The sequence below is a fragment of the Opitutia bacterium ISCC 52 genome, assembly GCA_014529675.2.
Classification (GTDB): Bacteria; Verrucomicrobiota; Verrucomicrobiia; order Opitutales; family UBA2995; genus UBA2995.
Genome location: CP076040.1, coordinates 4,282,582 through 4,306,373, shown reverse-complemented (window position 1 = coordinate 4,306,373; position 23,792 = coordinate 4,282,582). Strand labels below are relative to the sequence as shown.

Here is a 23,792-nt window from a genome sequence, read left to right as displayed (position 1 = left end):
TGTGTGAAGGTCCCATTTCCAGCCACAATAGCTCGGTGATATCAGTGCCCAATCGTATTCAAGATGAGTGCTGGCGCATCATTTATTAATGGGATAGGTGAGAACCGCCAGGGCAACCGTGGCAGAAAGCAGCTTCCGGTGGTGCAGCTAGCTGACCCACTCCTGCATTGTCCTTTTCCCAGAAGAATGGTTTCCGTTTCTGTTCTGCATTCCCGATCTCATTCATGGTGTCAGCCTCGAATACGCGGCCGTTGGCCACGACGTATTCAATGTTCTCGGAGTGGCGGATGTTTTCCCGAGGATCACTCCCTGATTCTATGACTATTAGATCGGCCAGCTTCCCGGCTTCAATGGATCCAAGGTCCCCATCGAGGCCCAGGTATTTTGCTCCGTGCAAGGTTCCGCATTCGAGGGCCTCAGAAGGTGTCATGCCACCCTGGACCAGACTCCAGATCTCCCAATGGGTATCGATGCCATTGAGCTGGCCGTGTCCGCCGGCTTGAACCAGGCCGCCTTGGTCGTAACTCTGTTTGGCGATCTGGGCTACCATCTTGTGGTTAAAGTCTTCCTCGGGAGCCATCAGTCGACGTCGAGCCCGTGGTTCCAAGCGTTGAGGTGGGATAAATGATTTCAGGCGGTCATGTTTCCAGAGCTCATCGATTTGATACCAATAGTTTTCTCCTGTTAGACCGCCGTAGGCGACCGAAAGGGTAGGGGTATAACCGACCCCCGTGTCGCGCCAGAGATCGAGTACATCATCGTAAATAGATCGAACGGAAAGGGTATGCTCGATTCCTGTATGCCCATCGACGATCATGTTCATGTTATCCATGAAGGTCGCTCCACCCTCGGGAACCACCATCATGTCGATTTCCCGTGCAGCAGCCAAAATTTGCTGACGTTGGTCCCGTCGAGGTTGGTTGTAGCTTTTCACCGAGAAGGCTCCCACGGCCTTCATGCGTTTGAGGTGGAACTGTGCATCCTCCAGGCTATTCACTTCCGCCTTAAAGGCACCTGTTGCTCCGTAAAGGATCGTACCCGTAGAGAAAATACGTGGAGCCACGATGTTTCCCGCTTTGCTTAGCTCACTCGCCGCAAAGATACTCAGGGTATCGTTGGAGGGATCATGTATGGATGTCACCCCAAAGGCCAGGCGAGCGTAGTCGACCCAGTTTTGTTGCGGATTGATTTGTTGCGTGGCCATCGCGCCATGTGCATGAGTGTCGACGAGTCCTGGTAATACGATTTGCCCTGAAATATCGATCGTCTTGGTTCCTCTAGGGATGCGAACATCCTTCGATGTGCCCACCGATTGGATACGGTTGTTTTCGATGAGAACGACTCCGTTCTCGATGGTTCCTGCCTCGCCCATGGTAACCACCGTTCCACCGACAAGGGCAACGCTTCCTTCTGGATGGCTGTAGCCCATTTTAAACCCAATGTTCTTTTCGTCCACGGGTTCTTCTGGCAATTCCTCAGGGGCATCTTCCAGGAAGGTAAATGAATGGGCCAGACTACGTGAAAATAGGGTCGGTCCGAGCGACCAATGGAGTGCGTTTGAGTCGCCTGAGAAATGAATATTGATACCGGCCTCTTCGCTGATCTTAGCAACGGGCAAGGCTTTCGCCTTGGGCCCCACTTTGATGGGTTTGCTCGATTTGAGGAAAGGGGCCAAATAGACATTGTAGCGTTCGATAAAGGCTACCCAGCGACCGTCAGGTGAGAGCCGGTAATCCGTTGCCCAGGCGCTGGTGTAGTGCTTCTGCTCCTCTTTCCCATCCAGGTTAACGGAGAAGAGCCCCAAGTTGTCGGCGTCTTTCTCACGGTTGCCTTTTAGAAAGTAGAGCCTATCATTTTCATCTGAGAATTGGGGATTGGATCCGCCTTTTAAAATGCGTGTAGGCTCACCTGCATGAACGGGTACGCGATAGATGCCAGTGTCTCTCGACCATAGTCCGGATCTCAAGTATCCTCCGCCCGTTTTTACGTAAACGATGGTATTCCCATCAGGAGAAAAGATGGGTTGGGTAAAGTGTCCAGGTTGCCTGGTTAGCTTACGAGTATTAGCTTGGCCTGGTTCAGAAGATGCGACCCGAATGCTACCGAGCTTGTCGTCGTTCCATGTACTATATACCAGGGATTTCCCATCTCTGGAGTAAGCAGGGTAAAACTCAAAGTGATCGGTTTGGGTGGTTAGGCGCATGGGTTCGCCATCAGGTAAGTTGCGAACGTAAATATACCCCAGTGCTTGATAGGCGACTTGATTGCCTAGAGGTGAAACTGTTACCCAGCGTAGCATACGCACATCAAATTCATCGGGTGCTACTTTGATGGGTACGCGTTGTGCTTTGGTGACGGTTCGGTCGTCTTTGATATGAAAGGGTAAGATGGTCGCCGAACCATCCTTCACGCTTATCTTCCGAATCTTTCCGTGTGCCCAAAGGACCAGATGTTTTTGATCGGGTGTCCAAGCAAAGGTGGGATAAACACCGTGGATGGCCCACGTTTCTTGCATGTCGCGTTCGAGCTCTTTGTAGAGAACGCGAACCGCACCCGATTCAGTGTCAAACAGGTGAAGCGCCGACTTACCGTCCAGGCGTCGGACAAAAGCGATGGTCTTTCCATCCGGTGAAGGGGTGGGGCGGCAGGAACCTCCGGGACCCGAGATGTAGGTCTCCGTTTCGCCCTTCGCGATCTCCAGCCGTTTCACTACATAGATCTGTTTGTTGGAGTCTTTGTCGTATTCAAACACGCCTCCCGGAGTCGTATCTTGTGAGTAGTAAAGGTATTTCCCGTCGGGGGAGAAAATGGGTTCGTTGACATCCTGTTGTTCGTTGGGCTTCTCAGTGAGTTGGACTCCGCCTTGGCCTGAGCCGGCTACACCGCTGTGGTGATAGAGCCACATCTCTCCCGATCCCAGGGAGCGGCGACTAGTGAAGTGTTTTCGGGCAACAATGTATTCTCCATCTGGCGACCAGGCAGGTGAGAACATAAGGCGAAACGTTTCATCGGTGATTTGCTTCGGATCAGTACCATCCCGGGCAATAGTCCAGATGTTGTAACCGGCATGTTTACTTTTCCCAGTACGGTCGCTGGTAAAAGCGATACGTGTACCATCCGGGCTGAATCGGGGCTGCATTTCCCAGGAAATACCTTCCGTTATGCGAGTGGGGCTTCGGTCTCCCGATCCGCTCATCGGCATGAGGTATAGGTCCCCCAGGAAGTCGAAGACGATTTCCTTTCCATCAGGGCTTACATCCAAACTGATCCAAGTTCCTTCATCGGCGTCGATGGGCTGGCTGTAGGTTTCCCAGGGAGGATTTTCAATATCCCAGCTAGGTTTCTTTTCCTCTTCGGAGGCTTCAGCCTCTGGGTTGTCTGATTCAGGCTTCTCGGCTGAAAAGAGCCAAGAGGTGCCAAAGAAGGTTAAAAAAAGAATACTCTTAAATGGATGGGTAGTCATTGTGAGAATGTTTTAGGATTCAGCCTGATGGTTGCCAAATCGAAAGCACAATTTTGTTAGACGATATAATTTTCGATAGGTTTAGAACCCTCTCCTACAGTTTCAGATCTGAGTTCACTGTCATCCCGGCAACCATTCATCACCGTGAGTATCGTGGGTCAGATCTTACTTCACAAAATATACCCGGCCGAAGTAGTCAGGAGCGTGAAAGCTTGGCTTATCAAGATCTCCTGCATTCCATTGGCTTTTTTCATTATTGGTCTCGCCTCCCAGGCGATTCAGATTCAGGCGCCATTCGTCACCATTGTTGGGTGGAATGCTTTGGGCCACGCCTTCGAAGGAGGCAAAAGCTATCCTGACCTCCAAGGTCCAGCTTTGATCTTTATCGTCGTCTTTATTTTGGGTTCCAATAACCGAAGTTGCTATGAGCACCTCTGGATCCCAGGCCGCTTTGCTTTCCGGACCTTCCAGGTGAAAGTGGTCGAGTGAGGCGGCGTTCACATTCATTTCTATATTAAAATACTTTTCGAGCTGATCCGGATTCGGTGAGGTGAATACTTCCACACAATCGTCCCGGTAAACTTCCGAGTCGCGTTCAGTATGAACGGCCCAGATGTAGGCATCCTCACAAACAAAACCGACATAAAGGTATTCATCATCCCAGAGCAGCTTTGCCTGTGTCCCCTCTTTTTCTTCATCCACTACCCAGGTAAATTGGAAGTCTACACTGTCTGCTGATTCCCAAGCTGGTTCATCCTGCTGTCCATCGATCTTAATTTCGGAGTCTGTAAAATGGATATCATGCGATAACAATGGACGACCAAGAGGATCTTTCACCTGCGACCCGCAGCCGATCAATAGGCCTACCAGGACGAGTAATGAGAAATGTGTGCTAAGCTGAATGATCATTGGGGGGGTTACTTCTCCTCCTCTGAAGGAAGTTCCAATCCCAGTTTCTTTAACTCCGCATCTCTCCACTCTTCGTACTCCTTAACCAGTTTTGGATCACTGGGGCGTGGATAAAGATCACTGGCCTTGTATTTCCCGGTCGCGAATTTGCCTTTGGTCCACACGTCATGTAACTCGGTTAGTTTTGAGGCTCTTGCAACGTCAGCCACCACACTGGCAGGAATAAATGTGAGGCCTTCCCTATCACCCAGAACGATATCTCCCGGCATTACGGTAGTGTTCCCGATACGGATTGGAATATTCACGCCGGTCAGCATGACATCGGTTAGCGCGCTGACGTGAAAACCGCGGACGTATCCCGGCATGCCTTGTGGCACTATGCCATCCAGATCACGCGCGCCGCCATCGATTACAAATCCGTTTCCTGATGCGGCAAATACTGCTGAGGCCAGATTATCCCCTACAAAGGTACCTTCTTCCACTTTGCCAAATAGATCGACCACCAGCACATCCCCCGGTTGGAGCCTATTAATTACCCGTTGGTTGTTTCGAACTTTTTTGCCGTCGCCTATGGCTTCTGCTTCAATGATATCGTCCACATCCGGTCGCACAGGCATGAACTGTGCCGTGAATACACGCCCCACTAATTTCTTGTCAGGTTGAAGCAGTTGCCAGCCATCTACCCACTGGTGCATGAATCCTGCTCTGCGTAGCGGCCCATAAACCATTTCGGAAGAAGAGTTCTTCAGCGCTTCGATGTATTGATCCGGCACTTTGGGTCGTCCGTCTTCAAAGCGCTCCCAAGGCGAAGCTTTGGTGTATTTGATCAGGTCTTTTTTGGAAAAGCCGGTGAGTTGGGCATTTGAATGGACTGAAGTGAGTATCAGGGCAAAAACTGCCAACAATAGAGTAGGGGTAGTACGTTTCATAAACTGATTGGATTTGGAAATCCTGCGGTTTCCAAGCGGATAGATGTTTTATTGTATTAGTAGGGGAAGAAAGCCTCATCAATGGTCATACCGCGCACGTCGATCTGATTGAGATCGGCGATACCGAGACCCGCTTGCTCTGCGAGATGGATGTGGTTGTCGCACTTTTTAAATGGCCATTCCCCGCGCTTGGCATGCGGATCGTCATAACCCATGACGGCCATTCCTACCGCATCTACGGAGACAGGATTAAAACCTGCGATCATGACGGCTGGTGCGGTGAAGGAAACTGCAGGTCGACCATTCTTTTCTGTGTCCGGAATTTCACCACCACTTACAGAAGTGATGCCATCGATGATTGAAAGGTGGATGGGGCGGGCCGCGCAAATGTCAGTGATGATATGCGGGACACTGTATCCAGGATCTCCATACTTTCTTTGCTCTGGCTTAATTCCAGGAAGCTCCAAGTGATCGTAATTGGTTAACCTGTGAAGTGGCTCCCGGTGTCCGATTGCCCGTTCACTACCCGCTTCGCGACCATAAAGTGTGTTCGGTGTTATCCCAAACATGTTTTTCATGCTGAGAGTGACACCTGCGGTGATGTGGTCCTTTAATTTGCACAGGGAAATGACGACGTCCGTTTCGTCGTAAGCCTTGTTCAGCTCAAAGGAATTGAACATATAACCGTCCCCAGCGACTTTGAATTGGGAGTAGCTTTTGTATTCACCTAGATTGCGGGTATTTTCGAAACCGATTTTTTTACCAGCAGCTTTGAAGGCGCGTATATCCCAGCCGCCGCGACTGAGGATCGAGTCGAGATCTTCGCGCAATGGGGATGATTCTGTGAAGCGCACACGTGTGGCTCCGGCGTCTGTCAATAGATGGGCGAGCGCCAATGCTGTGTCTGCATGAGTCATGAATGTCTCGCCAGGATGACGTCCACCAAACTTGTTCGTCCAATCTGCGGTGGTCATGTTGATCTTCACAGTGACCGTCTTGTTTTTTACCAGCTGAGTGATGCCGCCGATGAGATCGAACATCTTCTTCATGGCCGGATGCACTTCCGGGCCATAGTTGAGGCATTGGACAATACCTACATTCGCATTCTTTAAGTGACCTGCGTTGGACTGGCCGGTGATGATGTTCTGCAATGGGCGGCTCAGCTGACCGTATGCCTTATTCATCATGCAGGGCGTCAGAGCCATGGCTCCTGCACCTAATCCTAAAAACTTACGACGACTGTATTTGCAACTCATGGGTATTTTCTAAGGAGAAGATGCAGAGAGTAGTGCTGTTTGGTATAATCCTCAAGTGCGATCTTTATGAGAATAAATGTCACCAACCAATGGCACCGCCATCAGGAACACGGCGATCGACTCCACCTTCGAGAAGATCGGCTTCACGATTGTAGATAATCACTTCTGCGGATCCTTGATTGGTGCGCTCGTTGAGGGTGTGGCCGCGCTTTTCAAGTTCTCTAAGGGTATCTGGAGAAAAGCCCTGTGTTTCGTAGTTGAGTTGGTCCGGAAGCCATTGGTGGTGAATTCGTCCTGCGTCAACCGCCGCCTGGGCGTTTCCGCCTTCTTTGATAATCTCCACCCCAATTTCTGAAGAGATCTCGTTGGCTGATACTACCATTGCTTTCCGTGCCATGGTAGGAGCATTGGCCGAAAATATAATGTGAGGGGCTAAGATTAAAATTCCAGTGATGAGGTGATTGAATGGCATTTTAGATTATATGAAAAATAGTAATGTATTTAAAATACTAATACGAAGTATTTATTTATCTGATCCAATGGCTGGATTCGACAACAGTATTAAAAGTTCTAGGGGGATAGTCTGCAGTCGTTCGGTAATTGATACCTGAAATCTGGGGGTTATTTACCAACTTGGAAGCATTCGGTCCTGTCTCTCATTTCTCGTTTTTCGGGATCTCTTTGATTAATAGTGAGTAAGCGAAATGTGATAATAGTGGCATAGGTTATGCAACTAAACTGACAGGTAAAAAACTGGGAAGGAAGGAGAAAAAATGAAAAAGCTAATCACAATAATTGCTGTTGGGAGTCTATTGCTTTCAGGCGGACTTTCAGCTCAAGTCAACGAGCCCGTACGAGCCAGGGATGGGTCGAGAGACGGGCAGTTTGGTGTTCCGAATCAGATGCGTGAGAATCAGGATATCCAGGAGTGTATTGCTCGGTATGAGGAAGTTCGTGGTGTCTTGAGCGAGGAGCTCGAACAGCTTCGCGAAAGAATGCGAACAGCAGCTCCTGAGGACCAAGCAGCGATCAAGGAACAGATCCGCGAGCAGCTGAGAATTCACTGTGATGAACAACGTGAGCTCAGGAAGGAACTACGGGGAGTGATTAGAAAACTACGTGAGGAACGGATTGGTAAGTCTCTTAAGAAGGGTACTTAATCGATCGGATTCGAACTAAGGTTTTTCCAACAAGTAAGCGGCTCAATAATCTGGGTCGCTTATTTTTTATGAGACTGGCGATGGCTAAGCGATTTGTTGAAAACGAATCTTCAACTCATGCTCCAGCTTCTTCAGGCGTTGACCGTCGCGCCCTGCAATCAAACAAAAAGATAAGCCGGTTCGGCCTGCCCGTGCCGTACGACCACTTCGGTGAATGTAGGTCTCCGCATTCTCTGGCAGTTGGTGATGGATGACAAATGAGAGCCCTTCGATGTCGATGCCCCGTCCCGCTACATCCGTAGCAACCAGGAATTGAATACGCTCTTTCCGGAAGGCGCGCATAATTTTTTCACGGTCTTTTTGTGAAAGGTTACCTTGGAGGACAGCATTCGAATAGCCTTCGCCGTTGAGGGCCTCTCCGAGTTTGATAGCTCCGGCTTTGGAGCGGCAGAAGATGAGTCCGCGTTCGCTTCCTCGACGCTCAAGAAATTGCACGATACGCTCTACTTTCTCTTCGATGGGGCAACGGATATACTGATGGGTGATAGCGTCCTGCAAAATGTCTTTGCTTTCAAGGAGCAGGTGCTTGGCATCATGCGACATATAGTTTTTTACCAGCTTCTGAATGCCTTCGGGAATCGTTGCTGAGAACAGCCACATACTTTCCCGGTTGGGTGTCTCGTTGATTATCTTGGTGAGGTGTTCACGAAAGCCCATACTCAACATTTCGTCCGCCTCATCCAGGATGACTCGTTTCACATGGGAAAGGTCAACTGCCCTCATTTGGAGGAGATCGATCAACCGGCCTGGTGTAGCCACGATGATTTGCGTGGGACGACTAAGCGCCTTGACCTGGATTTCGATCTTATCACCTCCGTAAACAGCTTCGGTAAAAATCTTGTTGGTAAACTTGGTGTATTTAAACAGGTGCTTGGCGACTTGTTTGGCAAGTTCCCGAGTGGGTGTGAGGATCAATCCCTGAACCTTATCCGAATCCGGCCGAATACGTTTCAACAGGGGTAATCCAAAAGCCGCCGTTTTTCCTGTACCCGTCTGAGCACGACATACGAAATCCGTACCTTCCTTCATTAAAAATGGAATCGCCTTCTCTTGGACTTCGGTAGGCTTTCGAATTCCCAGTTCGTCTAGCCCTTTGATGAGGTCGTTGGAAATGCCGAGTGATTTAAAGTCGTTCATGAGTTGTCAAAGCCAGACTATCTCGACTCAAGCAAACAAAAAGGGCTCTAATCATGATTCTGAGACAGGGATGGATGTTTACAGCGGTGTCGTTGATATACATCTGAATGAATATGTCCCTTCGGAAGAAGGATTGCGCCCATTTCCCGAAGGGAGATGGTCTGGACAGATTATCGTGGAGTGGGACATCTGGGGACGTGTTTACAAAGCCCGATGATGGCATACTAAATGACCACTTCAGATCTTGGGTCGAGCACAAGGAGGGTGTTGGAACGACCGTGTACTTCCATCCCATTTTAGCCGATCGAATTTATGATTTCAAAGAAGGTCTTAGTACGGATACAGATGAACCGGAAATTATTTCATCTGTTCCAATATTAGGAGATTCGCGAGTCGGGTCATTTTTCAGATCCGCTGATGTGCCTGACACTAATACGGAATTAATCGTTTTTATATCCGTTGCCTTGGTGAACCCGGAATAATGATAACTTGGATCTATTAGCGATCGTCTCGTTTTTGTGGAACGGGGAAAGAAACCATATTTCCTATATGCAACTTCTCAGAGTTGTTGGAGCTGGAGATTTCTGAATGCGACTATGCAGCCTTTCCCGTGATCCTGAAGTGCCAGAACTCCCGCTTTGTTAGACATCTCTTTGTCCAGGTCCGTCACCATGGAAAATACAACGCCGTTGATTTTCTGCACGAGTGTATCGCCTTTGGCTATGATCTCCATGGTGTTCCATTCGTGATCCTTGTAGAGCGCTTTGATGACCTCACCATCTCCCTCTTGAACGAAAGTCTTTTTCCCCTCTTTTGAAAGCCGAACGGTTTGCCCAGCCAGAGCCATCAAGTGGCGTTCTTCACGTTTGGGGTGTTCCCGGTCGAGCAGCGAATGGTGCCAGAGACCCATGACATTCTGCCGTGCAATTTCAACTTGGTAACCGTAGGCCTGCCACTCGCCTCGGTCGACACTGCGTACATTAACTCCTGAGTTACCTTTGTCCCACCGAAATTCCAGGCGAAGGACGAAGTCAGCCGGCTCGCCTCCTTCCCAGATGAGCCAGTTGCGTTCAACGGAAGCGCCCGTGCACCAGATCTCGCCGTTGCGGACTTCCCAAGCACCGGGTTTGCTGCTCCAGCCAGTCAGGTCTTTGCCGTTAAAAATGGAGACGAATCCTTCTTCTGCCATAAGGCTAAGAGAAAATAGAGTGAGAGCGAATAATAATGATTTCATAAGCGGGTCAGGTATTGACGATAACGAGTCCACCAGGATTTGCCGCCGTCAATGCTGGTTTCCATAACGGCTTCAAAGGAGTCTTGCTGAATGTTGGTGTGTGTAAAGCGAATGGTGAGCTCATGGCCATGGGCTTGTTTCTTGAGTATGGAAGTAATGACATACTCATCCAGCCCACCCGCAATACGAAACGCATGAATGCTGATCCTCAACTCGTGCAGAAAGGATTCTCCGCATTTTCCTAACTAGATGATCAGTTCTACGGATAAATACGGCCCATTCCATGGAGGAAGACTCTTAAAGGTTCATAGAGAATTGGCGATCTTTGATTGTGAGGCGGCTTTGTCTGAGAATAATCCCTATTCGAGGCATAGGGGAAAATACTGATCTAAGCTTTCGATTTCCCCTGGATGCGTCTCGTGCAGATGCCCTATTTATAAATTCCCCAATTTCATGTAAGCTTAGGGTGTTGGTGAGGCTCATGCATGAGTGAGCTGCCCATATTGATTCGTAATCACAGGTAGGAGAAACAACAAACATGAAGAATAGTAGCTTTATAACTCACGGTGTTCCATTGCATGGTGTTAAAATTGTTCCGCTGAAGAAGCATAACGATGAGCGCGGATTCTTTATGGAAGTATTCCAGGAGTATTGGGATGGGCCTATGGATCCCGTACAATGGAGTGTGGTTCAGTTATCCTCTATCCATCTATCGACCATGTAGAAGCGGACCTATGTTTAAGACCGCGCACAAACAGCTGTTTGCCTGAATCAGCCAAATGAGCCCGGGTGGATTTTCTTCAATTGAACTTGGCAACCAAGATGACCCTCTGATTCTCTACCCAAAATTTGTGTGAGCTTTTTGCTAGATCTGTGGAGTGCCTCCCCTAAGGTGACCGTCATGCAACACCCTTTTTTGGAAGAAAATTTTCGCGTTAACTGGAGTCGATTAACACCCGAGCACATTGAAGCTGATATCCAACTGGCATTGGACGAAGCCCAGACCAATATTGATGCACTGGCTGATGGCCCTTTAGAAGCGTTAACCTTTGAGAATACCTTGTTGGCCCTTGAGGAGGCAGATGAGAAGATGGGTGTAGCCTGGGGGAAAGTGGGTCATCTGAATAGTGTAAGAGATTCAAAAGAGCTGAGAGATGCTTACAATGCCATGTTGCCGAAAGTGTCTGAGTTCGGTGCTAAGATTCCTTTGAATGAAAAGCTTTGGAAACGCATCAAAGCTTATTCCGAGACCGAGGAAGCGAAAGCTCTGAAGGGAACTCAAAAGCGCTATCTGGAAGAGACCCTAGCCTCCTTCAAGAGTAGTGGGGCTGACTTGCCAATTGAGAAAAAGAAGCGGATGGAGGAGATTCAGGCGGAGCTGGCTAAGTTGACTCAGAAATACTCTGAAAACTGCCTCGACGCAACCAACGCTTGGGAAAAGGTCATTGAGGATGAGGCAGATCTATCGGGCTTGCCCGAACTCGCCCGCGAGCAGGCCTTGCAATCAGCCAAGTCGAAAGACCTGGGTTCCGAAGAGGAGCCAAAGTGGAGGTTTACCTTGCAGGCGCCTTCGTTGATACCGGTTCTTCGATTTGCCGACAGCGAGGAGCTTCGACAGGAATTTTGGACGGCCTTCAATCAGGTCGGCACGCAAGAGCCGCATGATAATCATGCATTGGTGGGGCAGGTCTTGAAGCTTAGACAGGAAAAGGCTGAACTACTCGGATTTAAGCATTTTGCTGATTTGGTATTGGAGCGACGTATGGCTAAAACGGGAGATCGCGCATTGGCATTCGAAGATGATCTGCATGGGAAAATTAAGCAGGCATTCGACCAGGAGAATGAAGACTTGGACACCTTTCGCGCCAAGCAGCTCGGCATCCAAGTGGAGCCCATGGAACCCTGGGACGTTGCCTATTGGGCTGAGAAGTATCGAAAAGCTAAATACGACTTTGATTCGGAAGCTTTGAGGCCGTACTTTCCTGTAGACCGAGTTCTGGACGGAATGTTTGAGATCACGCAAAAACTATTTGGAGTTACAATACGGGAGGCGAAGGCCATTTATTCGGACACACCGACTTCATCGAATACAGAATCTGGATACGAAGTATGGAATGATGATGTAAAGGTCTTTGAACTGTTCGACGAAGCCGACGATCACATCGGCACCTTCTATACCGATTGGTTTCCTCGAGAGTCGAAGCGAAGTGGAGCCTGGATGAACTATACCCTCACGGGCGATCGATCAGGCGGAAAGAATGAACCTCACTTGGGGCAAATCCACGGAAACATGAGTCCTCCGACCGACGACAAGCCGGCTCTCCTGTCACACAACGATGTGCTTACGGTCTTCCACGAGTTTGGTCACTTGATTCACCATTTGTTCGGGGACGTTGAGATCAAATCCATGAATGGAGTGAATGTCGCATGGGACTTTGTAGAGCTTCCTTCCCAGATTCTGGAGAACTGGTGTTGGGATCGAAAAGGACTGGATCTGTTTGCCCAGCATTACGAAACCGGCGAAAAAATTCCGGACGATCTGTATGACAAGATGATTGCGGCGAAGAATTTCAACGCAGCTTCTTTTGCCATGCGTCAGCTCTCGTTCGGGAAAATGGATCTCGAAATGCACATCAACTATGCAGATTTGGAGGGAGACGCGTTGGAGGCAAAATTGGAATCCATTCTGGAGCCTTATCTGGCTGAACGGAAACGAAAGGCCCCCATCTTTCTCTATAACTTTGGACACCTCTTTTCCGGTCCAACGGGTTATGCCGCTGGCTATTACTCTTATAAGTGGGCGGAAGTGCTGGATGCAGATGCCTTTACGCGCTTTGAAAGTGAAGGATTGCTTAACGAAGCCACGGGCAAAGATTTTAAAGACAAGGTGCTCTCCAAAGGAAACTCGGAAGATCCGTTAAAGCTCTTTATCGATTTTATGGGACGCGAGCCGGATCCCGATGCGTTGCTCCGACGGGATGGACTGTTGCCTGTAGGGTAGGGACACATCGCCGAGGTGTCCGTCCTTATTATAGCCGCGGTCGTAAACCGTGGACGAATGGATTACCTATTATTACCAAGCTGGTGCCTGGCGGCCCTCGAAGCTATGGCTTCTTGAGCAGCACGATCCGATTCGTATTCGTGCCTTTTTCCAAGTTGGATACTCCCCAGCAATTGGAGGTCTTGGTAAATTCCTGATCGTTGACGAGGACGAGGATCGGAGTAAGTCCGGCTCGTTCTGCCGCGGGGATGACATGATCCTCCAATTTGATTTTTCCTTTGCGAACTTCACCCACTTCGAAGGCAACGTAAGCGCCTTTCTTCAGTAGTTTCACCATGCGTTTGAAAGTCTCGGTCATTTCTGCAGACCAGCTTTCAACATTGCGATGAATGGAAATAGGAATGGTGTACGGCTCCAGGTTATTAAACCAACAGCGCAACCAGTTGTCGCTAGCATAGTTCACAACATCCAGAAAGGGTGGGGAGGTGACGACCAGGTCGATCGAACCTGCTTTGATGCCTTTGGCTTCTGTTGACGAGCCGATGACAATTTTGCTTTTCTTACCGAACTGTTTGAAGCTTTGGTAATCCTCCTCCTCGAGATGTTTCAGGAGAGACTTACTCTTTTTAAGAATGAGCTTTTTGACGTCTCTGTATTCAGGTTCCTGTTCGCGCTTAGCATTAATTAAACGCTGACGATCGGCCGTGACGGCCTGATTCGGAGGCAGTGTATAAACCGAAAAGAATCCATTGGAGTGACCGGTCAGCCGATTGGTTGCCACCATCTGTATGAACCGATCCACGACATCTTTCTTGGATTCCTTTTCAGCGAAATAGGAACGCAAGGCACACAGCTCTTTCAGAGTATCCTCTTGGAAGAACACATCGAGGTCTTCTGGTAGGTCTCCGTCATAGCTAAGCTCCAACTTTTCGAGTCGTTTCTCTACCTGATCCAGGGTGGGCGGATTGAAACGTGGCCCGCAAAGAACATTGCTCAAGGGATTGATGTCGCAGCCGATGCCAAAGCGATTCATCAAGATCGCTTCGATCAAGGTGGTCCCGCGACCCATGAATGGATCGAGAACCGAATCGCCTTCTGAAGTCAGCTGCTCGATGAAAAATCGTGGGAGTTGTGGCTTAAAGCAGGCCCGGTAAGAGACTTCATGGATGCTGGACGCCGCTCGCTGTTTCGAGGTCCAGAATTCATTGACGTAGACCGGAACAGGCTGGTTGCCCACATGCAATTCTTGGATCTGAGTCTTCGTACCAAAGTCGTTGAATTGCTTGATGTATTCGACAAAGTCCTGGGTGCGAGTGTCCTCCTTGGAGATCTCTATCGCGCTGAAAAATTCTAAATTCCCGGTACTCATTCAGATATAAATGAGAGAGCTTGGCTGGCAGTACAAGAGCATTCAATCTTTTCGTGAGAAATCACTTAGAGGAGTACGATTTTTGGTCACTCGACCTTTTGAATAGGGACCGTTGCGAGCTCACGATCTTATTTCTAGCTGATTGTCCTATGAGACAAAAGGACACGAGGGGCTTGAAAACGGGACAGTATTGAATTGAAATAAAGTGAGCTTAATAAATCTCTTATTCTCCAAGTCATCTTATAATGAACAGGTTATGGATTCGTTCGCAATTCCTTTGAATTGGAACCTTCTTTGCTTGTTCATTATCTAATAATTTAACCAATACCTTATACCATGATACTTTCATCTCCACTTGCTTTTATAATCATCCCTACCGGAATGGGGATTCTTTTAATGATTGCCGCTCTTGGTTTTGCCTTTTGGGCGCAGTCTAAAGTGAAGACCACTTACAATAAATACGTCCAAGTCCCCACACGAGGGGGCATCACCGGATACGAAGCTGCAGAAGCCGTTATGCGTAAAGCCGGTATTTACGATGTCGAAATCGTTCGCACGCCCGGTGTTCTTACGGACCACTATGATCCTGTAAACAAAAGGCTGGCTTTGAGTGAGCATAATTACAGTGGCTCCAGTCTGGCCGCGGTTGGTGTGGCTGCTCACGAAGCGGGACATGCGATTCAGCACAAAGTCGGTTATACGATGATGAATGTTCGGCAGAGAATGGCGCCGGTGGTCAACATTGCGGCCAGCTTTCTACCCCTCATCTTCTTTGGAGGATTCTTTTTTGGATTTCAAGGCGGACTGATGCTCGATCTGGGTATCATCGTATATGCCATCTTAACGCTTTTTCATTTGGTAACTTTACCGGTGGAGTTTGATGCTACCGCTCGCGCCAAACGTGAGCTCGATAGCCTGGGGATTGTGGCGGCAGACGAAGCACCCGGTGTTTCCGCAACCCTTAATGCTGCCGGTTGGACTTACGTGGCAGCCTTCGCCGGTTCCCTCATGCATTTAGTCTATTTGATCGTGCTACGTGGAAGGGACTAGTGCCCTAAAGTTTGTGCATGATTTAAAACGAAGCCCGCGGGGAAACCCGCGGGCTTTCTGTTTTCTAGATTACTGGATTGCCACTTTTTGAGCGATAAAATTGCGGTAAACTACTGTGCACGAGGAGGATTTCTATAGAGGGAACGCCCGATGTATCCTTCCTTTTCTGTAATCTTTGGGGGACTTTGCTCCTTCCACACATCCTGTCTACGATGATTCAAGTTACTGCAAAAGAGCCAAAAGGTCTTACGGGTCCCAGTGCCGGAGACGCGTTTCGCCAGCGGATAGACCAAAAACGCCTGTTACCATTGATTGGCGTTTATGATGTGTTCTCAGCACTGATCGCCTCGCGCAAGTTTGAGGGAGTGTTTTGTAGTGGATATAGCTATGCAGCTAGTGCCTATGGTCTCCCCGACGTTGGATACGTGAATTGGCGAGATATGACTGATTGGGCTACCAAGGTCCGACATGCCTTGCCTCAGGCTCAGATACTGGTGGATGTCGATGATGGGTTTGGTGACCAATTAGTGGCTTCCAATACGGTTCGAAATCTAGAGGCCAATGGGCTTTCTGCCGTCATGATGGAGGACCAGAAACGTCCTCGCAAATGTGGTCACTTTGAAGGGAAAGAGATTTTACCTCTAGACGAATATCTAACAAAGCTGGTCACGGTTCTGGAATATCGACGTAGCATCTTTGTTCTCGCCCGGACGGATGCTACTGATCCAAGCGAAGGTTTGGACCGTGCCGTTGCTTATGCCGAATCCGGTGCCGATGGCGTTATGGTCGAAGCCATTCGTGATCTTGATACCATCGCCAAACTCCGTTCTCAAATCAATGTGCCAATCATGGTCAACCAGCTTCATGGAGGAAAGTCTCCGAATTGGAGTTTTCAGGAGCTAGAAGATGCGGGTGCCTCAATTGTGATTTACAGTACGCCCTGCCTTTTCGCAGCGCAGCATGGTATCGAAAAATATCTCGGAGAGATGATCGAAAAACAGGGTCTTCCTCAAAAGGGCACTGCTTCTATGGAAGACTGCGCGAAAGTACTTGAAGGGAAAAGCGCTTCCGGGAAATCAGCCTTTTAGGCGGCCTGGTTGGATAGGGGAATCATCCCCGACCGTTTTCTTAATTGTATTTGATCCATCCCGAACCCTCGTGTCCAAAGTTGAATCTTTCTGGATGAAAAATCTCCGCCAGGATTTCGGCTGATTCAACCACTCGGGGACCTGGGCGGTTAAAGTAATGATTCCCATCGGTGATGTATAATTCACCAGATTCAACTGCTCGTAGTGACTGCCACTCGGGATGCTTCAAAGCCTCAAACATTTCAGCTGTGTTTTTTTCAATACCCCAACCGCAAGGCATGACGACTAGCTTTTCGGGATCGGCTTCTACTAGTTTGCTGAGATCTAACTTTGGCGTGTGGACGTTTGCGATTCCCCGCAGGTCCATTCCTCCAGCGATTTGTACCAGACTTGGGACCCAATTTCCCGCAGCCATAAAAGGATCGATCCATTCCACACACACAACGCTAGGCCTTTTGTTTAAATCGACTATGTTCCTTTCGATATCCACTAGCCTTTCTCTCATGCTTGAAACGAGTGACGTGCCCCGAGCTTGTGCATCCAGTGAATTCGCAATCTCCATGATACCTTGGTAAATGTCCTCCAGGCTATTGGGAGCCAGAGAAACAATCTCAGGCGATGAGCTGATGAGTTCTTTTGCCGCCCTTTCCACATCTTCAAAACTGACAGCACATACCTCGCATTGGTCCTGGGTAACGATATGGGTCGGTTTTAATCGTTCCAGTTCATCTGGAAAAACACGATAAACAGAAATCGCAGTTTGAAGCGTTTCCTTTACCCGTTGATCAATCTCCAAACTGCTGCCATTTAAATCGAATTTGGCCTCAGAGCATACGGTCAGACTTTGAATGGAAGGTGGAAAATCGCATTCGTGAGATCGCCCGACTAACTGGTCTTCGAATCCCAGGGCACAAAGCGTCTCGGTGCTGCTGGCAATCAGCGAAACAATCCTTGGTTCATCCATCTTCCGCTCGAAATAGGTGCCACCGTTCTTCTGTGGCTCCGGCCCGATGTATTTCTTGGCGTGTCAGTTTGAACATCAGATCCGAAAGACGATTGATAAAGGTTAGGATACTTGGATCGAGAGGATCCTGCGTGTTCAGCTCTACCAAGTTCCTTTCCGCCCGTCGTACGACCGTTCTCACGACGTGACACAGTGCCGATATCTCAGTGCCACCTGGAAGGAGAAAATGTTCTGTGACGCTTTCAAGCGATGTTTCTATATCCGCCATCCAGGCCTCCATCCGGATGGAGGCATTCTCTGGGAGTGGAACCGATGGCGGCTTCTCAGGTGTCGCAGGGGTTGCGACATGGCTCATGAGATTCATGAGTTCGGTTTGAATTCGGCGCAGTGGTTCCTCCCAGTCATGCTGGTCAGGTAGCTTGCTTCTCAGGAGTCCTAAGAAACTATTCGTTTCATCTAAGTCTCCTAAACAGTGAATGCGTATGTTGCTCTTAGACACGCGATCGCCGTTGAAAAGGCCGGTAGTCCCTTTGTCGCCAGCTCGGGTAGAAATATTTCCTTTCATAACTACAAGTTGGATCCTTCAGTGGTTGTGTGGTTACTTCGGCTTTCTAGCCAAAGGGTAAAGAGGTCTAGTGATCGAAATATTATTTCTTCTTGATTGAAAGTTACAACCCATCTGCTTGCCCCCTGACCATTGACAATGCGAATCTCCATACTTGCCGGCTCTGCATCGTCTAGGCCATAACCCAAACGTAACAGCGTTCTTTGAGTCCAGAGGTGCTCGGGTCCTTGTCCCTCCAATCGCGCATGCAAGCAGGGTTGCTGGTGAACACGAAAGGTGCCCTGGTAAGCATCCCAATCCAGCGCTTCACTTCCGAAAAGGTCGCTGAGTTGCCCCGTTAGCGCCAGGTTTTCTGGTGACCCCTTTATAATGTTTCCTTCTTCGGATAACAGCCACAATTCATCTGCGCATTGCAATGCAAGGTCGAGGTCATGGCTGGATAGTAGAATAGACATCGAATGCTGATGAGCCAGCCCACGTAGCGTATGCATGAGCTCGATACGTCTTGTTATGTCGAGGAAAGCTGTAGGCTCATCCAGGAGCATTATGGGTGTTTCTTGGGCAAGCGCGCGAGCGATAAGTACCTTTTGCCGTTCACCGTCACTGAGTTCTCCTACTTTTCTGTCTCTGAGTGAATCGGCCTTGGCTGCCTGAATCGCCCAGCTTATCTTTTCGTGATCCTTCTTTGTTAGCGAGCCGTTCCATCGAGTGTGAGGATGGCGTCCCAAGGCCACCATTGAATAGACAGTAAAGATTCCACCTGGCAGCATCTCGGTCAGGACCAGGCTTACTAATTTTGCTCGATCCCGCGGTTCCATTGCTTGGATGGGGGTGTCATTGAGCAGCACTTGCCCTGCGATGCTGGGGTGAAGTCCTCCCAGCGTTCGAATCAAGGTTGATTTGCCAGTCCCATTTGGGCCCAAGAGACAAACGAAACGCCCGGGCCTCAACTCAAGCTCTAGGTCTTTGGCTACTTTGCGCACTAGCTTTCGGCCCTGATAGCCAATCGACAGTCCTTCGGTTTTCAGAATCAGTTCGCTTGTGCTCATCTTCCGAAAAGGGTTCCCAGTTTACCCTGTTTGATCAGAGCTACGATTATGACAGGAGCCCCAAAAAGGGCTGTGATGGCATTAAGAGGAAGAACCGTGCTATATCCAGGGGCCTTGGCAATCAAGTCTGCTGACAATGCCAGACAGGCTCCGGCCATCAAGGTGGCAGGAATGAGGTGACGGTGACTGGAGGTGTGAAAGAAATAGCGACAAAGATGAGGTGCGGCAATTCCGAGAAATCCTATTGGCCCACAAAATCCCGTCACTGTCCCAGCAAGAACGGAGGCTATCATCAGGCATAGGAAGCGAATCTGCTTCACCCTTGTTCCCAGGCTCGCCGCGTAGTTCTCTCCCATCAACATTGCGTCTAACGGTTTTGAGAGGAGGAAGGTTGATAGCGTGCCTGCTAAAATAACTGGAAGATAAACATTGAGTTGATTCCAGGTAACATTTCCAAAATGCCCAAATGACCAGGTAATAAACGACTGAAGTTTGGCTGGCATACTGAAAAACATTAACAGACTAACCACAGCCCCTACGCCATAGCTGATCATCAAACCAAGTATGAGGATGGACATGACATCCATGCGCCTGGCCAGGATGAGAATCAGGAGCAGTACGCTCGCTGAGCCCGCACTTGCCGCAACGACTACTAACAGGTGCCCGCTTAATCCCAATCCTTGTGTGAGAGCCAAGCCAGCAGGCGCCACTGCCAAGACCACAATCGCAACACCGAGGCTGGCTCCTGAATTTACTCCGAGCACGAACGGATCGGCCAAGGGATTTCTGAAAATCGTTTGCATCAACAATCCGGATACAGCAAGTGCTGCTCCAGACAGCATAGCTGTCAACGCCTGGGGTAGCCGGAAATCCACCACAATTTGTTTAAGTACCGGATCAGCTGATGCGCTACCCGTTAATATGCCGAGTAAATCACTCACCGAGATTAACACAGAGCCGAGACCTACGTTAGCAAAGAAGAGGGCAAGCAAGAGCAACCCGAGCCCGCCGAAAAGTAAGCTTGGTTTTCTTTGTTTCGTATGTCGTGTCTTTAAATTCACTAACTTTTATTTTGGAACCACAAAAAGCGCAAAAGGCACAAAATAGTTCGGTGGCACTTATTGAATAAATTTACGAATTTGGAGCTTAGCAGATCCAAAGTTGATGAGTATACCGTGTTTATATTTGGTGGCTCCTAGATAGGCTAATGTTTGGGCTGCGTGTTCATCTACAAGTGCTTTTGCGGCTTTTAGCTCGATAAGAATCAGATCCTCAACAATCAGGTCTGCGTAATATTCACCTACAATTGATCCGTCTTCGTCCAGGACTGAAATTGGCAACTGCTGGTCAATCTTTAGGCCCTGTTTCCTAAGCCTATTCCTAAGAGAATTTTCATACACTTTTTCCAGAAAACCATTTTTGAAATACTTATGAGTTTCGAATGCTGTTTCTCTGATGGTATCCGCTAGCTGATTAATCTCTGATTCATTCGTTTTTGTGCCTCCTGTGCTTTTTGTGGGTACAATTCTATCTCTTATTTCAACTGTTCGTAATAGATAAACTGATGATCCGGGAATAGATCCGGGTGGAAGACTTTGATCAAATCAGCCAACACCTCTTCGGGGTGGTTGATTCCCCGTTCCCAGATGTCGTTGCCTCCATGTTCGTTTGCGCGCAAGGAGTTGTTAAAGACTTTTCCTTCGCGAAATGCACGGAAACCGGTGAACCGTGAATCGAGTGCCAAAAGTGATGCTCTGGTTCGGTAGGCTCCAGGATTGAGCCACACGTCCGCGACCGCTGCTTCGTGCAAGATGACCTCAAAATCCAAAGGGACTCCACCTGAAGATCTATTTTCAGCCCACAGGTAGTTGGCACCTGCATCGGCAAACGCGCGGGCATTGTAGCTAGATCCTCCTGGTACGTGCCATACGCCGGCGTAGGGAGCATTGGAAAACACCGTGGGTCTATTTTTTACGGACCTGGTCATCGCTGTTAAGGCCTCATACTCTTGGGCGACTTGATTGAAGAACGCCTCCGCTTCCTCCTCCTTGTCCACCAGCGCGGCAATGACCTTGATCCATTCTGAACGTGCCAATGGATGAGACTCCATATATCCGGCCGTCAGAACGGCAGGTAGCTTAGCTCGTTCTAGCTTGGGGTGATCGTCATAAAGACTTTCTCCTGTAGTGCTGGTTAAGATTAAATCTGGCTGCAATTGAAGTATCGATTCGATTTCGAGAGCGGCTCCTCCCTGGATGGGCTTTAGTGTTCCGTTATCAACACGGGCATGCACTTCCGGATCACTGGTAAAGTCCAAATAAGCGATGCCCACTAATTGGTCGTACAAATCCAGAGTCCTGATAGGCCCCAGGTAGACCGTGGCAGTGATGATGATCCGTTCTGTAGGGGTTCGAATGATTTGAACGCCATCAGGTAAGTCCGGAACTTCTCCGCCTTTGGGAACCAGTGCATACTGATAACTCAAATCCCCTGAGCCGCGCCAAGGATTGGTCACGGTCAGGAGCTTGTGAGTTGAGAAATACTGAAGAGAAAAATTCTCCGCATATTGATTGGCAGAGTATAGCCCTTGAGTCGTTCCACCTAAGAGAAACGGTAGGACTAGTCTCCAAATCAACTGCGAAAATGTACTCATCAGAAATTAAATCTTACTCCACCGTATATTGAGAATCCAGCGGTCTGGAAGCCTTCAACTTCCTGGTAGTCTTCATCAAACAAATTGTCGATGCGAGCCCATAGCTGTGTGCCTTCATTTACTTGATACCTACCTGCCAGATTAAACACCGTGTAGCCACTTTGTTTCATCGTTGAAAAGCGAGTGCTGTATTGGCTACTCGCTGAGAGGGCAGTGGCACTTAAGTTGAGTTTGTCAAACAGCTGAAGGTTATACCCCAGTGATACTATGTTTCGAGGAACCCGCTCCGCCTCTTGGCCGTCCAAGTAGTTCGCATCACTATAGGTGTAGGCCAAGGTTGTGGATGCGTTTTCAGCAATTTGGAAACGCAGTGCATTTTCAATACCTTCACTTTCATAGACATCTTCGTTGGCGTAGGTAAACGAGTTGAAGCTGAATATTATTTTATCTTCCACTTCATTCCCGAACAGAGTGGTGGTAAAATAAACTTTCCCATTCACCAGTTTTTGTTCGTAGGCCAGGTCCCAGCCCTCTCCAGATTCGGCTTTCAATCCTGGGTCGCCAAAACTTGAGAATAATTGAAAAAACGATGGGGCTTGAAAGGATGTTCCGTAGGACCCCCGAATGCGGGCGTTGATAGCCTCCAGGCGGTAGCTAAATGTTGAGCGCCACGTCGTTTCTTCACCGTAGGTGCTGTTGTCATCATGTCTGCCACCCAGCGTCCAATCCAGGAGCTCAGTCGCTGCTACGATATTCTCAAGGAAGATCGAGCTATTTGTGCGACTTTCACTCCCTGAGTCGTTATACTCCTCCTCGTATTCCAGACCACCGACGAGGGTCCAGGTCGAGGTCGCGCGGTAGGTATTTTTCCAATCGTAGCTGTATCGTTTTCCATCATTCGGGAAACTGCCTCCCGTAACACTGACAGAATCGGCATCGTTAAATGCAATACCCAGTGAACTATCCCATTGATCGTTTGGTTTGAAATCCCCTCCAACGCGGGAGAAGAACTGGGTGGTTTCAGAATAATTGATGAGTTCAGGTGCGCCGAATAATGAATTGGGATCACCAGGATCGAATTCAGATAAGGTATCAAACCAGTAAGTCATGAAATTCAACGAAGTGGTTTCGCTGAGTTCATAGTCTAGCTTTAAGGAAGCCTGCGTATTTTCATACTTATCTTCATCCTCCCACTCGGGTCCGAAGCTGGGGTCCTGGACTGAGAATTGATGTTCATAGTGACTGAGGTTGAGGGCCCAACTAAGTTGTCCTTCAGCTCCACGCGTAGTCAGGTGGGCATTGACAGTATCGTGAGCGCCATAGCCGACTCCGACTTGGCTTCCTGGGTCTGTTCTCCCATCAGCGGTCTGTATACTTATCACCCCGGCAAGTGCGTTGGCGCCATAGAGGGAGCTTTGAGGTCCTTTCAGGATTTCTACTCGGGACACATTATCTCCGAACAAACTACCGAAGTTAACGATTTGCCCAGTGGATGGATTATCAACTTTTACACCATCGATGAGTACGGTGGGCGTATTGGCATTTAATCCCCGTGTAGTAATCCCGAAGGCTCCACCTGGGCTACCATTATTACGTAGGTAAAAACCGGGTACGTATCGCATGTTGTCCAGCAGGAAGGACTGTTCTGATTTGGTAAGATCGTAACGGTCGAGGATCTCGACGGAGCTACCGATTTGATTCAGCGGGACTTCTGATCGATTGGCCACAATGACCATCGGATTCAAGTCGTATATAGTTCTATCTGAGTTGTCTTCCTGTGATCGCGCAGGAGATACCAGAGATAGGAGGGTTGCAGCAGCTGCAATGGATCTGGTTGTTTTTTGAGTTGGTTTCATGTGTATTGCTACTGCCGTAGAAACACATGGGTCCGACTCCAGAAGAATG

At 48.9% G+C, this 23,792-nt stretch carries 22 protein-coding genes; 6 read left to right on the top strand and 16 right to left on the bottom strand.

Annotated features, from left to right (window positions below; all coding sequences use genetic code 11):
* Positions 1-85: 85 nt before the first annotated feature.
* From GA003_18565 to GA003_18545, 5 genes are all read right to left on the bottom strand, one after another.
* A complete protein-coding gene (locus GA003_18565) occupies positions 86-3,463 on the bottom strand; it encodes a PD40 domain-containing protein (protein ID QXD27984.1) in 3,378 nt (1,125 codons plus the stop codon).
* Positions 3,464-3,628: 165 nt separating this feature from the next.
* On the bottom strand, positions 3,629-4,372 hold the full coding sequence (locus GA003_18560; protein QXD27983.1) for a carbohydrate-binding family 9-like protein: 744 nt from the start codon (positions 4,370-4,372) through the stop codon (positions 3,629-3,631).
* Positions 4,373-4,380: 8 nt separating this feature from the next.
* A complete protein-coding gene (locus GA003_18555; GenBank protein ID QXD27982.1) occupies positions 4,381-5,301 on the bottom strand; it encodes a dimethylmenaquinone methyltransferase in 921 nt (306 codons plus the stop codon).
* Positions 5,302-5,357: 56 nt separating this feature from the next.
* Complete coding sequence (locus GA003_18550) at positions 5,358-6,557, bottom strand: DUF362 domain-containing protein (protein QXD27981.1); 1,200 nt, start codon at positions 6,555-6,557, stop codon at positions 5,358-5,360.
* Positions 6,558-6,636: 79 nt separating this feature from the next.
* Complete coding sequence (locus tag GA003_18545; protein QXD27980.1) at positions 6,637-7,029, bottom strand: gamma-glutamyltransferase family protein; 393 nt, start codon at positions 7,027-7,029, stop codon at positions 6,637-6,639.
* Between the two features lie 301 nt (positions 7,030-7,330).
* Between GA003_18545 and GA003_18540 the strand changes: the two genes are divergently transcribed.
* A complete protein-coding gene (locus GA003_18540) occupies positions 7,331-7,717 on the top strand; it encodes a hypothetical protein (GenBank protein QXD27979.1) in 387 nt (128 codons plus the stop codon).
* A gap of 84 nt (positions 7,718-7,801) precedes the next feature.
* Here GA003_18540 and GA003_18535 read toward each other — a convergent pair whose 3' ends face one another.
* Entirely contained in the window at positions 7,802-8,914 is a 1,113-nt protein-coding gene (locus tag GA003_18535; GenBank protein ID QXD27978.1) for a DEAD/DEAH box helicase, read from the bottom strand.
* 197 nt (positions 8,915-9,111) lie between these two features.
* Between GA003_18535 and GA003_18530 the strand changes: the two genes are divergently transcribed.
* Positions 9,112-9,396: a hypothetical protein gene (locus GA003_18530; protein ID QXD27977.1), complete on the top strand. Its 285-nt coding sequence runs from the start codon at positions 9,112-9,114 to the stop codon at positions 9,394-9,396.
* 77 nt (positions 9,397-9,473) lie between these two features.
* Here GA003_18530 and GA003_18525 read toward each other — a convergent pair whose 3' ends face one another.
* Complete coding sequence (locus tag GA003_18525; GenBank protein ID QXD27976.1) at positions 9,474-10,148, bottom strand: DUF1080 domain-containing protein; 675 nt, start codon at positions 10,146-10,148, stop codon at positions 9,474-9,476.
* Positions 10,145-10,360 carry a hypothetical protein gene (locus tag GA003_18520; GenBank protein QXD27975.1) on the bottom strand — a complete coding sequence of 72 codons (216 nt, stop codon included), beginning with the start codon at positions 10,358-10,360 and terminating at the stop codon, positions 10,145-10,147. Before GA003_18520 ends, GA003_18525 begins: the two co-directional genes overlap by 4 nt.
* A gap of 326 nt (positions 10,361-10,686) precedes the next feature.
* Here GA003_18520 and GA003_18515 point away from each other — a divergent pair, with 326 nt between their 5' ends.
* Together GA003_18515 and GA003_18510 are read left to right on the top strand one after the other, a co-directional pair.
* Positions 10,687-10,872, top strand: coding sequence for a hypothetical protein (locus GA003_18515; GenBank protein ID QXD27974.1), 186 nt, complete (start codon positions 10,687-10,689; stop codon positions 10,870-10,872).
* Positions 10,873-11,049: 177 nt separating this feature from the next.
* Positions 11,050-13,149 (top strand): M3 family metallopeptidase, encoded by a 2,100-nt coding sequence (locus tag GA003_18510; GenBank protein ID QXD27973.1) that lies wholly within the window; start codon positions 11,050-11,052, stop codon positions 13,147-13,149.
* A 103-nt stretch (positions 13,150-13,252) separates the two neighbouring features.
* Here GA003_18510 and GA003_18505 read toward each other — a convergent pair whose 3' ends face one another.
* Positions 13,253-14,518, bottom strand: coding sequence for a site-specific DNA-methyltransferase (locus GA003_18505; protein ID QXD27972.1), 1,266 nt, complete (start codon positions 14,516-14,518; stop codon positions 13,253-13,255).
* A gap of 381 nt (positions 14,519-14,899) precedes the next feature.
* Here GA003_18505 and GA003_18500 point away from each other — a divergent pair, with 381 nt between their 5' ends.
* Together GA003_18500 and GA003_18495 are read left to right on the top strand one after the other, a co-directional pair.
* Positions 14,900-15,568: a zinc metallopeptidase gene (locus tag GA003_18500; GenBank protein QXD30478.1), complete on the top strand. Its 669-nt coding sequence runs from the start codon at positions 14,900-14,902 to the stop codon at positions 15,566-15,568.
* Between the two features lie 212 nt (positions 15,569-15,780).
* Positions 15,781-16,656 (top strand): isocitrate lyase/PEP mutase family protein, encoded by an 876-nt coding sequence (locus GA003_18495; GenBank protein ID QXD27971.1) that lies wholly within the window; start codon positions 15,781-15,783, stop codon positions 16,654-16,656.
* A gap of 40 nt (positions 16,657-16,696) precedes the next feature.
* On the opposite strand, the gene GA003_18490 is transcribed toward GA003_18495, so the two are convergent.
* Genes GA003_18490 through GA003_18460 form a run of 7 tightly spaced genes read right to left on the bottom strand, consistent with a single transcriptional unit; the run spans position 16,697 to position 23,743 of the window.
* Entirely contained in the window at positions 16,697-17,620 is a 924-nt protein-coding gene (locus tag GA003_18490) for a cobalamin-binding protein (GenBank protein QXD27970.1), read from the bottom strand.
* Positions 17,613-18,185 carry a cob(I)yrinic acid a,c-diamide adenosyltransferase gene (locus GA003_18485; protein QXD27969.1) on the bottom strand — a complete coding sequence of 191 codons (573 nt, stop codon included), beginning with the start codon at positions 18,183-18,185 and terminating at the stop codon, positions 17,613-17,615. Before GA003_18485 ends, GA003_18490 begins: the two co-directional genes overlap by 8 nt.
* A gap of 2 nt (positions 18,186-18,187) precedes the next feature.
* Complete coding sequence (locus GA003_18480; GenBank protein QXD27968.1) at positions 18,188-19,234, bottom strand: ABC transporter ATP-binding protein; 1,047 nt, start codon at positions 19,232-19,234, stop codon at positions 18,188-18,190.
* Positions 19,231-20,295 carry an iron ABC transporter permease gene (locus GA003_18475; protein QXD27967.1) on the bottom strand — a complete coding sequence of 355 codons (1,065 nt, stop codon included), beginning with the start codon at positions 20,293-20,295 and terminating at the stop codon, positions 19,231-19,233. The genes GA003_18480 and GA003_18475 overlap by 4 nt, the downstream gene beginning before the upstream one ends.
* 57 nt (positions 20,296-20,352) lie before the next feature.
* Complete coding sequence (locus GA003_18470; protein ID QXD30477.1) at positions 20,353-20,760, bottom strand: GxxExxY protein; 408 nt, start codon at positions 20,758-20,760, stop codon at positions 20,353-20,355.
* Between the two features lie 8 nt (positions 20,761-20,768).
* Positions 20,769-21,887, bottom strand: a complete 1,119-nt coding sequence (locus GA003_18465; GenBank protein ID QXD27966.1) for an ABC transporter substrate-binding protein — start codon at positions 21,885-21,887, stop codon at positions 20,769-20,771.
* On the bottom strand, positions 21,887-23,743 hold the full coding sequence (locus GA003_18460; GenBank protein QXD27965.1) for a TonB-dependent receptor: 1,857 nt from the start codon (positions 23,741-23,743) through the stop codon (positions 21,887-21,889). The genes GA003_18465 and GA003_18460 overlap by 1 nt, the downstream gene beginning before the upstream one ends.
* Positions 23,744-23,792: the final 49 nt, after the last annotated feature.

Bases quoted from the DNA above. Each gene is read 5' to 3' on its own strand.
- GA003_18565 (QXD27984.1), bottom strand. From the start codon at position 3,463: ATGACTACCCATCCATTTAAGAGTATTCTTTTTTTAACCTTCTTTGGC.
- GA003_18560 (QXD27983.1), bottom strand. From the start codon at position 4,372: ATGATCATTCAGCTTAGCACACATTTCTCATTACTCGTCCTGGTAGGC.
- GA003_18555 (QXD27982.1), bottom strand. From the start codon at position 5,301: ATGAAACGTACTACCCCTACTCTATTGTTGGCAGTTTTTGCCCTGATA.
- GA003_18550 (QXD27981.1), bottom strand. From the start codon at position 6,557: ATGAGTTGCAAATACAGTCGTCGTAAGTTTTTAGGATTAGGTGCAGGA.
- GA003_18545 (QXD27980.1), bottom strand. From the start codon at position 7,029: ATGCCATTCAATCACCTCATCACTGGAATTTTAATCTTAGCCCCTCAC.
- GA003_18540 (QXD27979.1), top strand. From the start codon at position 7,331: ATGAAAAAGCTAATCACAATAATTGCTGTTGGGAGTCTATTGCTTTCA.
- GA003_18535 (QXD27978.1), bottom strand. From the start codon at position 8,914: ATGAACGACTTTAAATCACTCGGCATTTCCAACGACCTCATCAAAGGG.
- GA003_18525 (QXD27976.1), bottom strand. From the start codon at position 10,148: ATGAAATCATTATTATTCGCTCTCACTCTATTTTCTCTTAGCCTTATG.
- GA003_18515 (QXD27974.1), top strand. From the start codon at position 10,687: ATGAAGAATAGTAGCTTTATAACTCACGGTGTTCCATTGCATGGTGTT.
- GA003_18510 (QXD27973.1), top strand. From the start codon at position 11,050: ATGCAACACCCTTTTTTGGAAGAAAATTTTCGCGTTAACTGGAGTCGA.
- GA003_18505 (QXD27972.1), bottom strand. From the start codon at position 14,518: ATGAGTACCGGGAATTTAGAATTTTTCAGCGCGATAGAGATCTCCAAG.
- GA003_18500 (QXD30478.1), top strand. From the start codon at position 14,900: ATGGGGATTCTTTTAATGATTGCCGCTCTTGGTTTTGCCTTTTGGGCG.
- GA003_18495 (QXD27971.1), top strand. From the start codon at position 15,781: ATGATTCAAGTTACTGCAAAAGAGCCAAAAGGTCTTACGGGTCCCAGT.
- GA003_18490 (QXD27970.1), bottom strand. From the start codon at position 17,620: ATGGATGAACCAAGGATTGTTTCGCTGATTGCCAGCAGCACCGAGACG.
- GA003_18485 (QXD27969.1), bottom strand. From the start codon at position 18,185: ATGAAAGGAAATATTTCTACCCGAGCTGGCGACAAAGGGACTACCGGC.
- GA003_18480 (QXD27968.1), bottom strand. From the start codon at position 19,234: ATGAGCACAAGCGAACTGATTCTGAAAACCGAAGGACTGTCGATTGGC.
- GA003_18465 (QXD27966.1), bottom strand. From the start codon at position 21,887: ATGAGTACATTTTCGCAGTTGATTTGGAGACTAGTCCTACCGTTTCTC.
- GA003_18460 (QXD27965.1), bottom strand. From the start codon at position 23,743: ATGAAACCAACTCAAAAAACAACCAGATCCATTGCAGCTGCTGCAACC.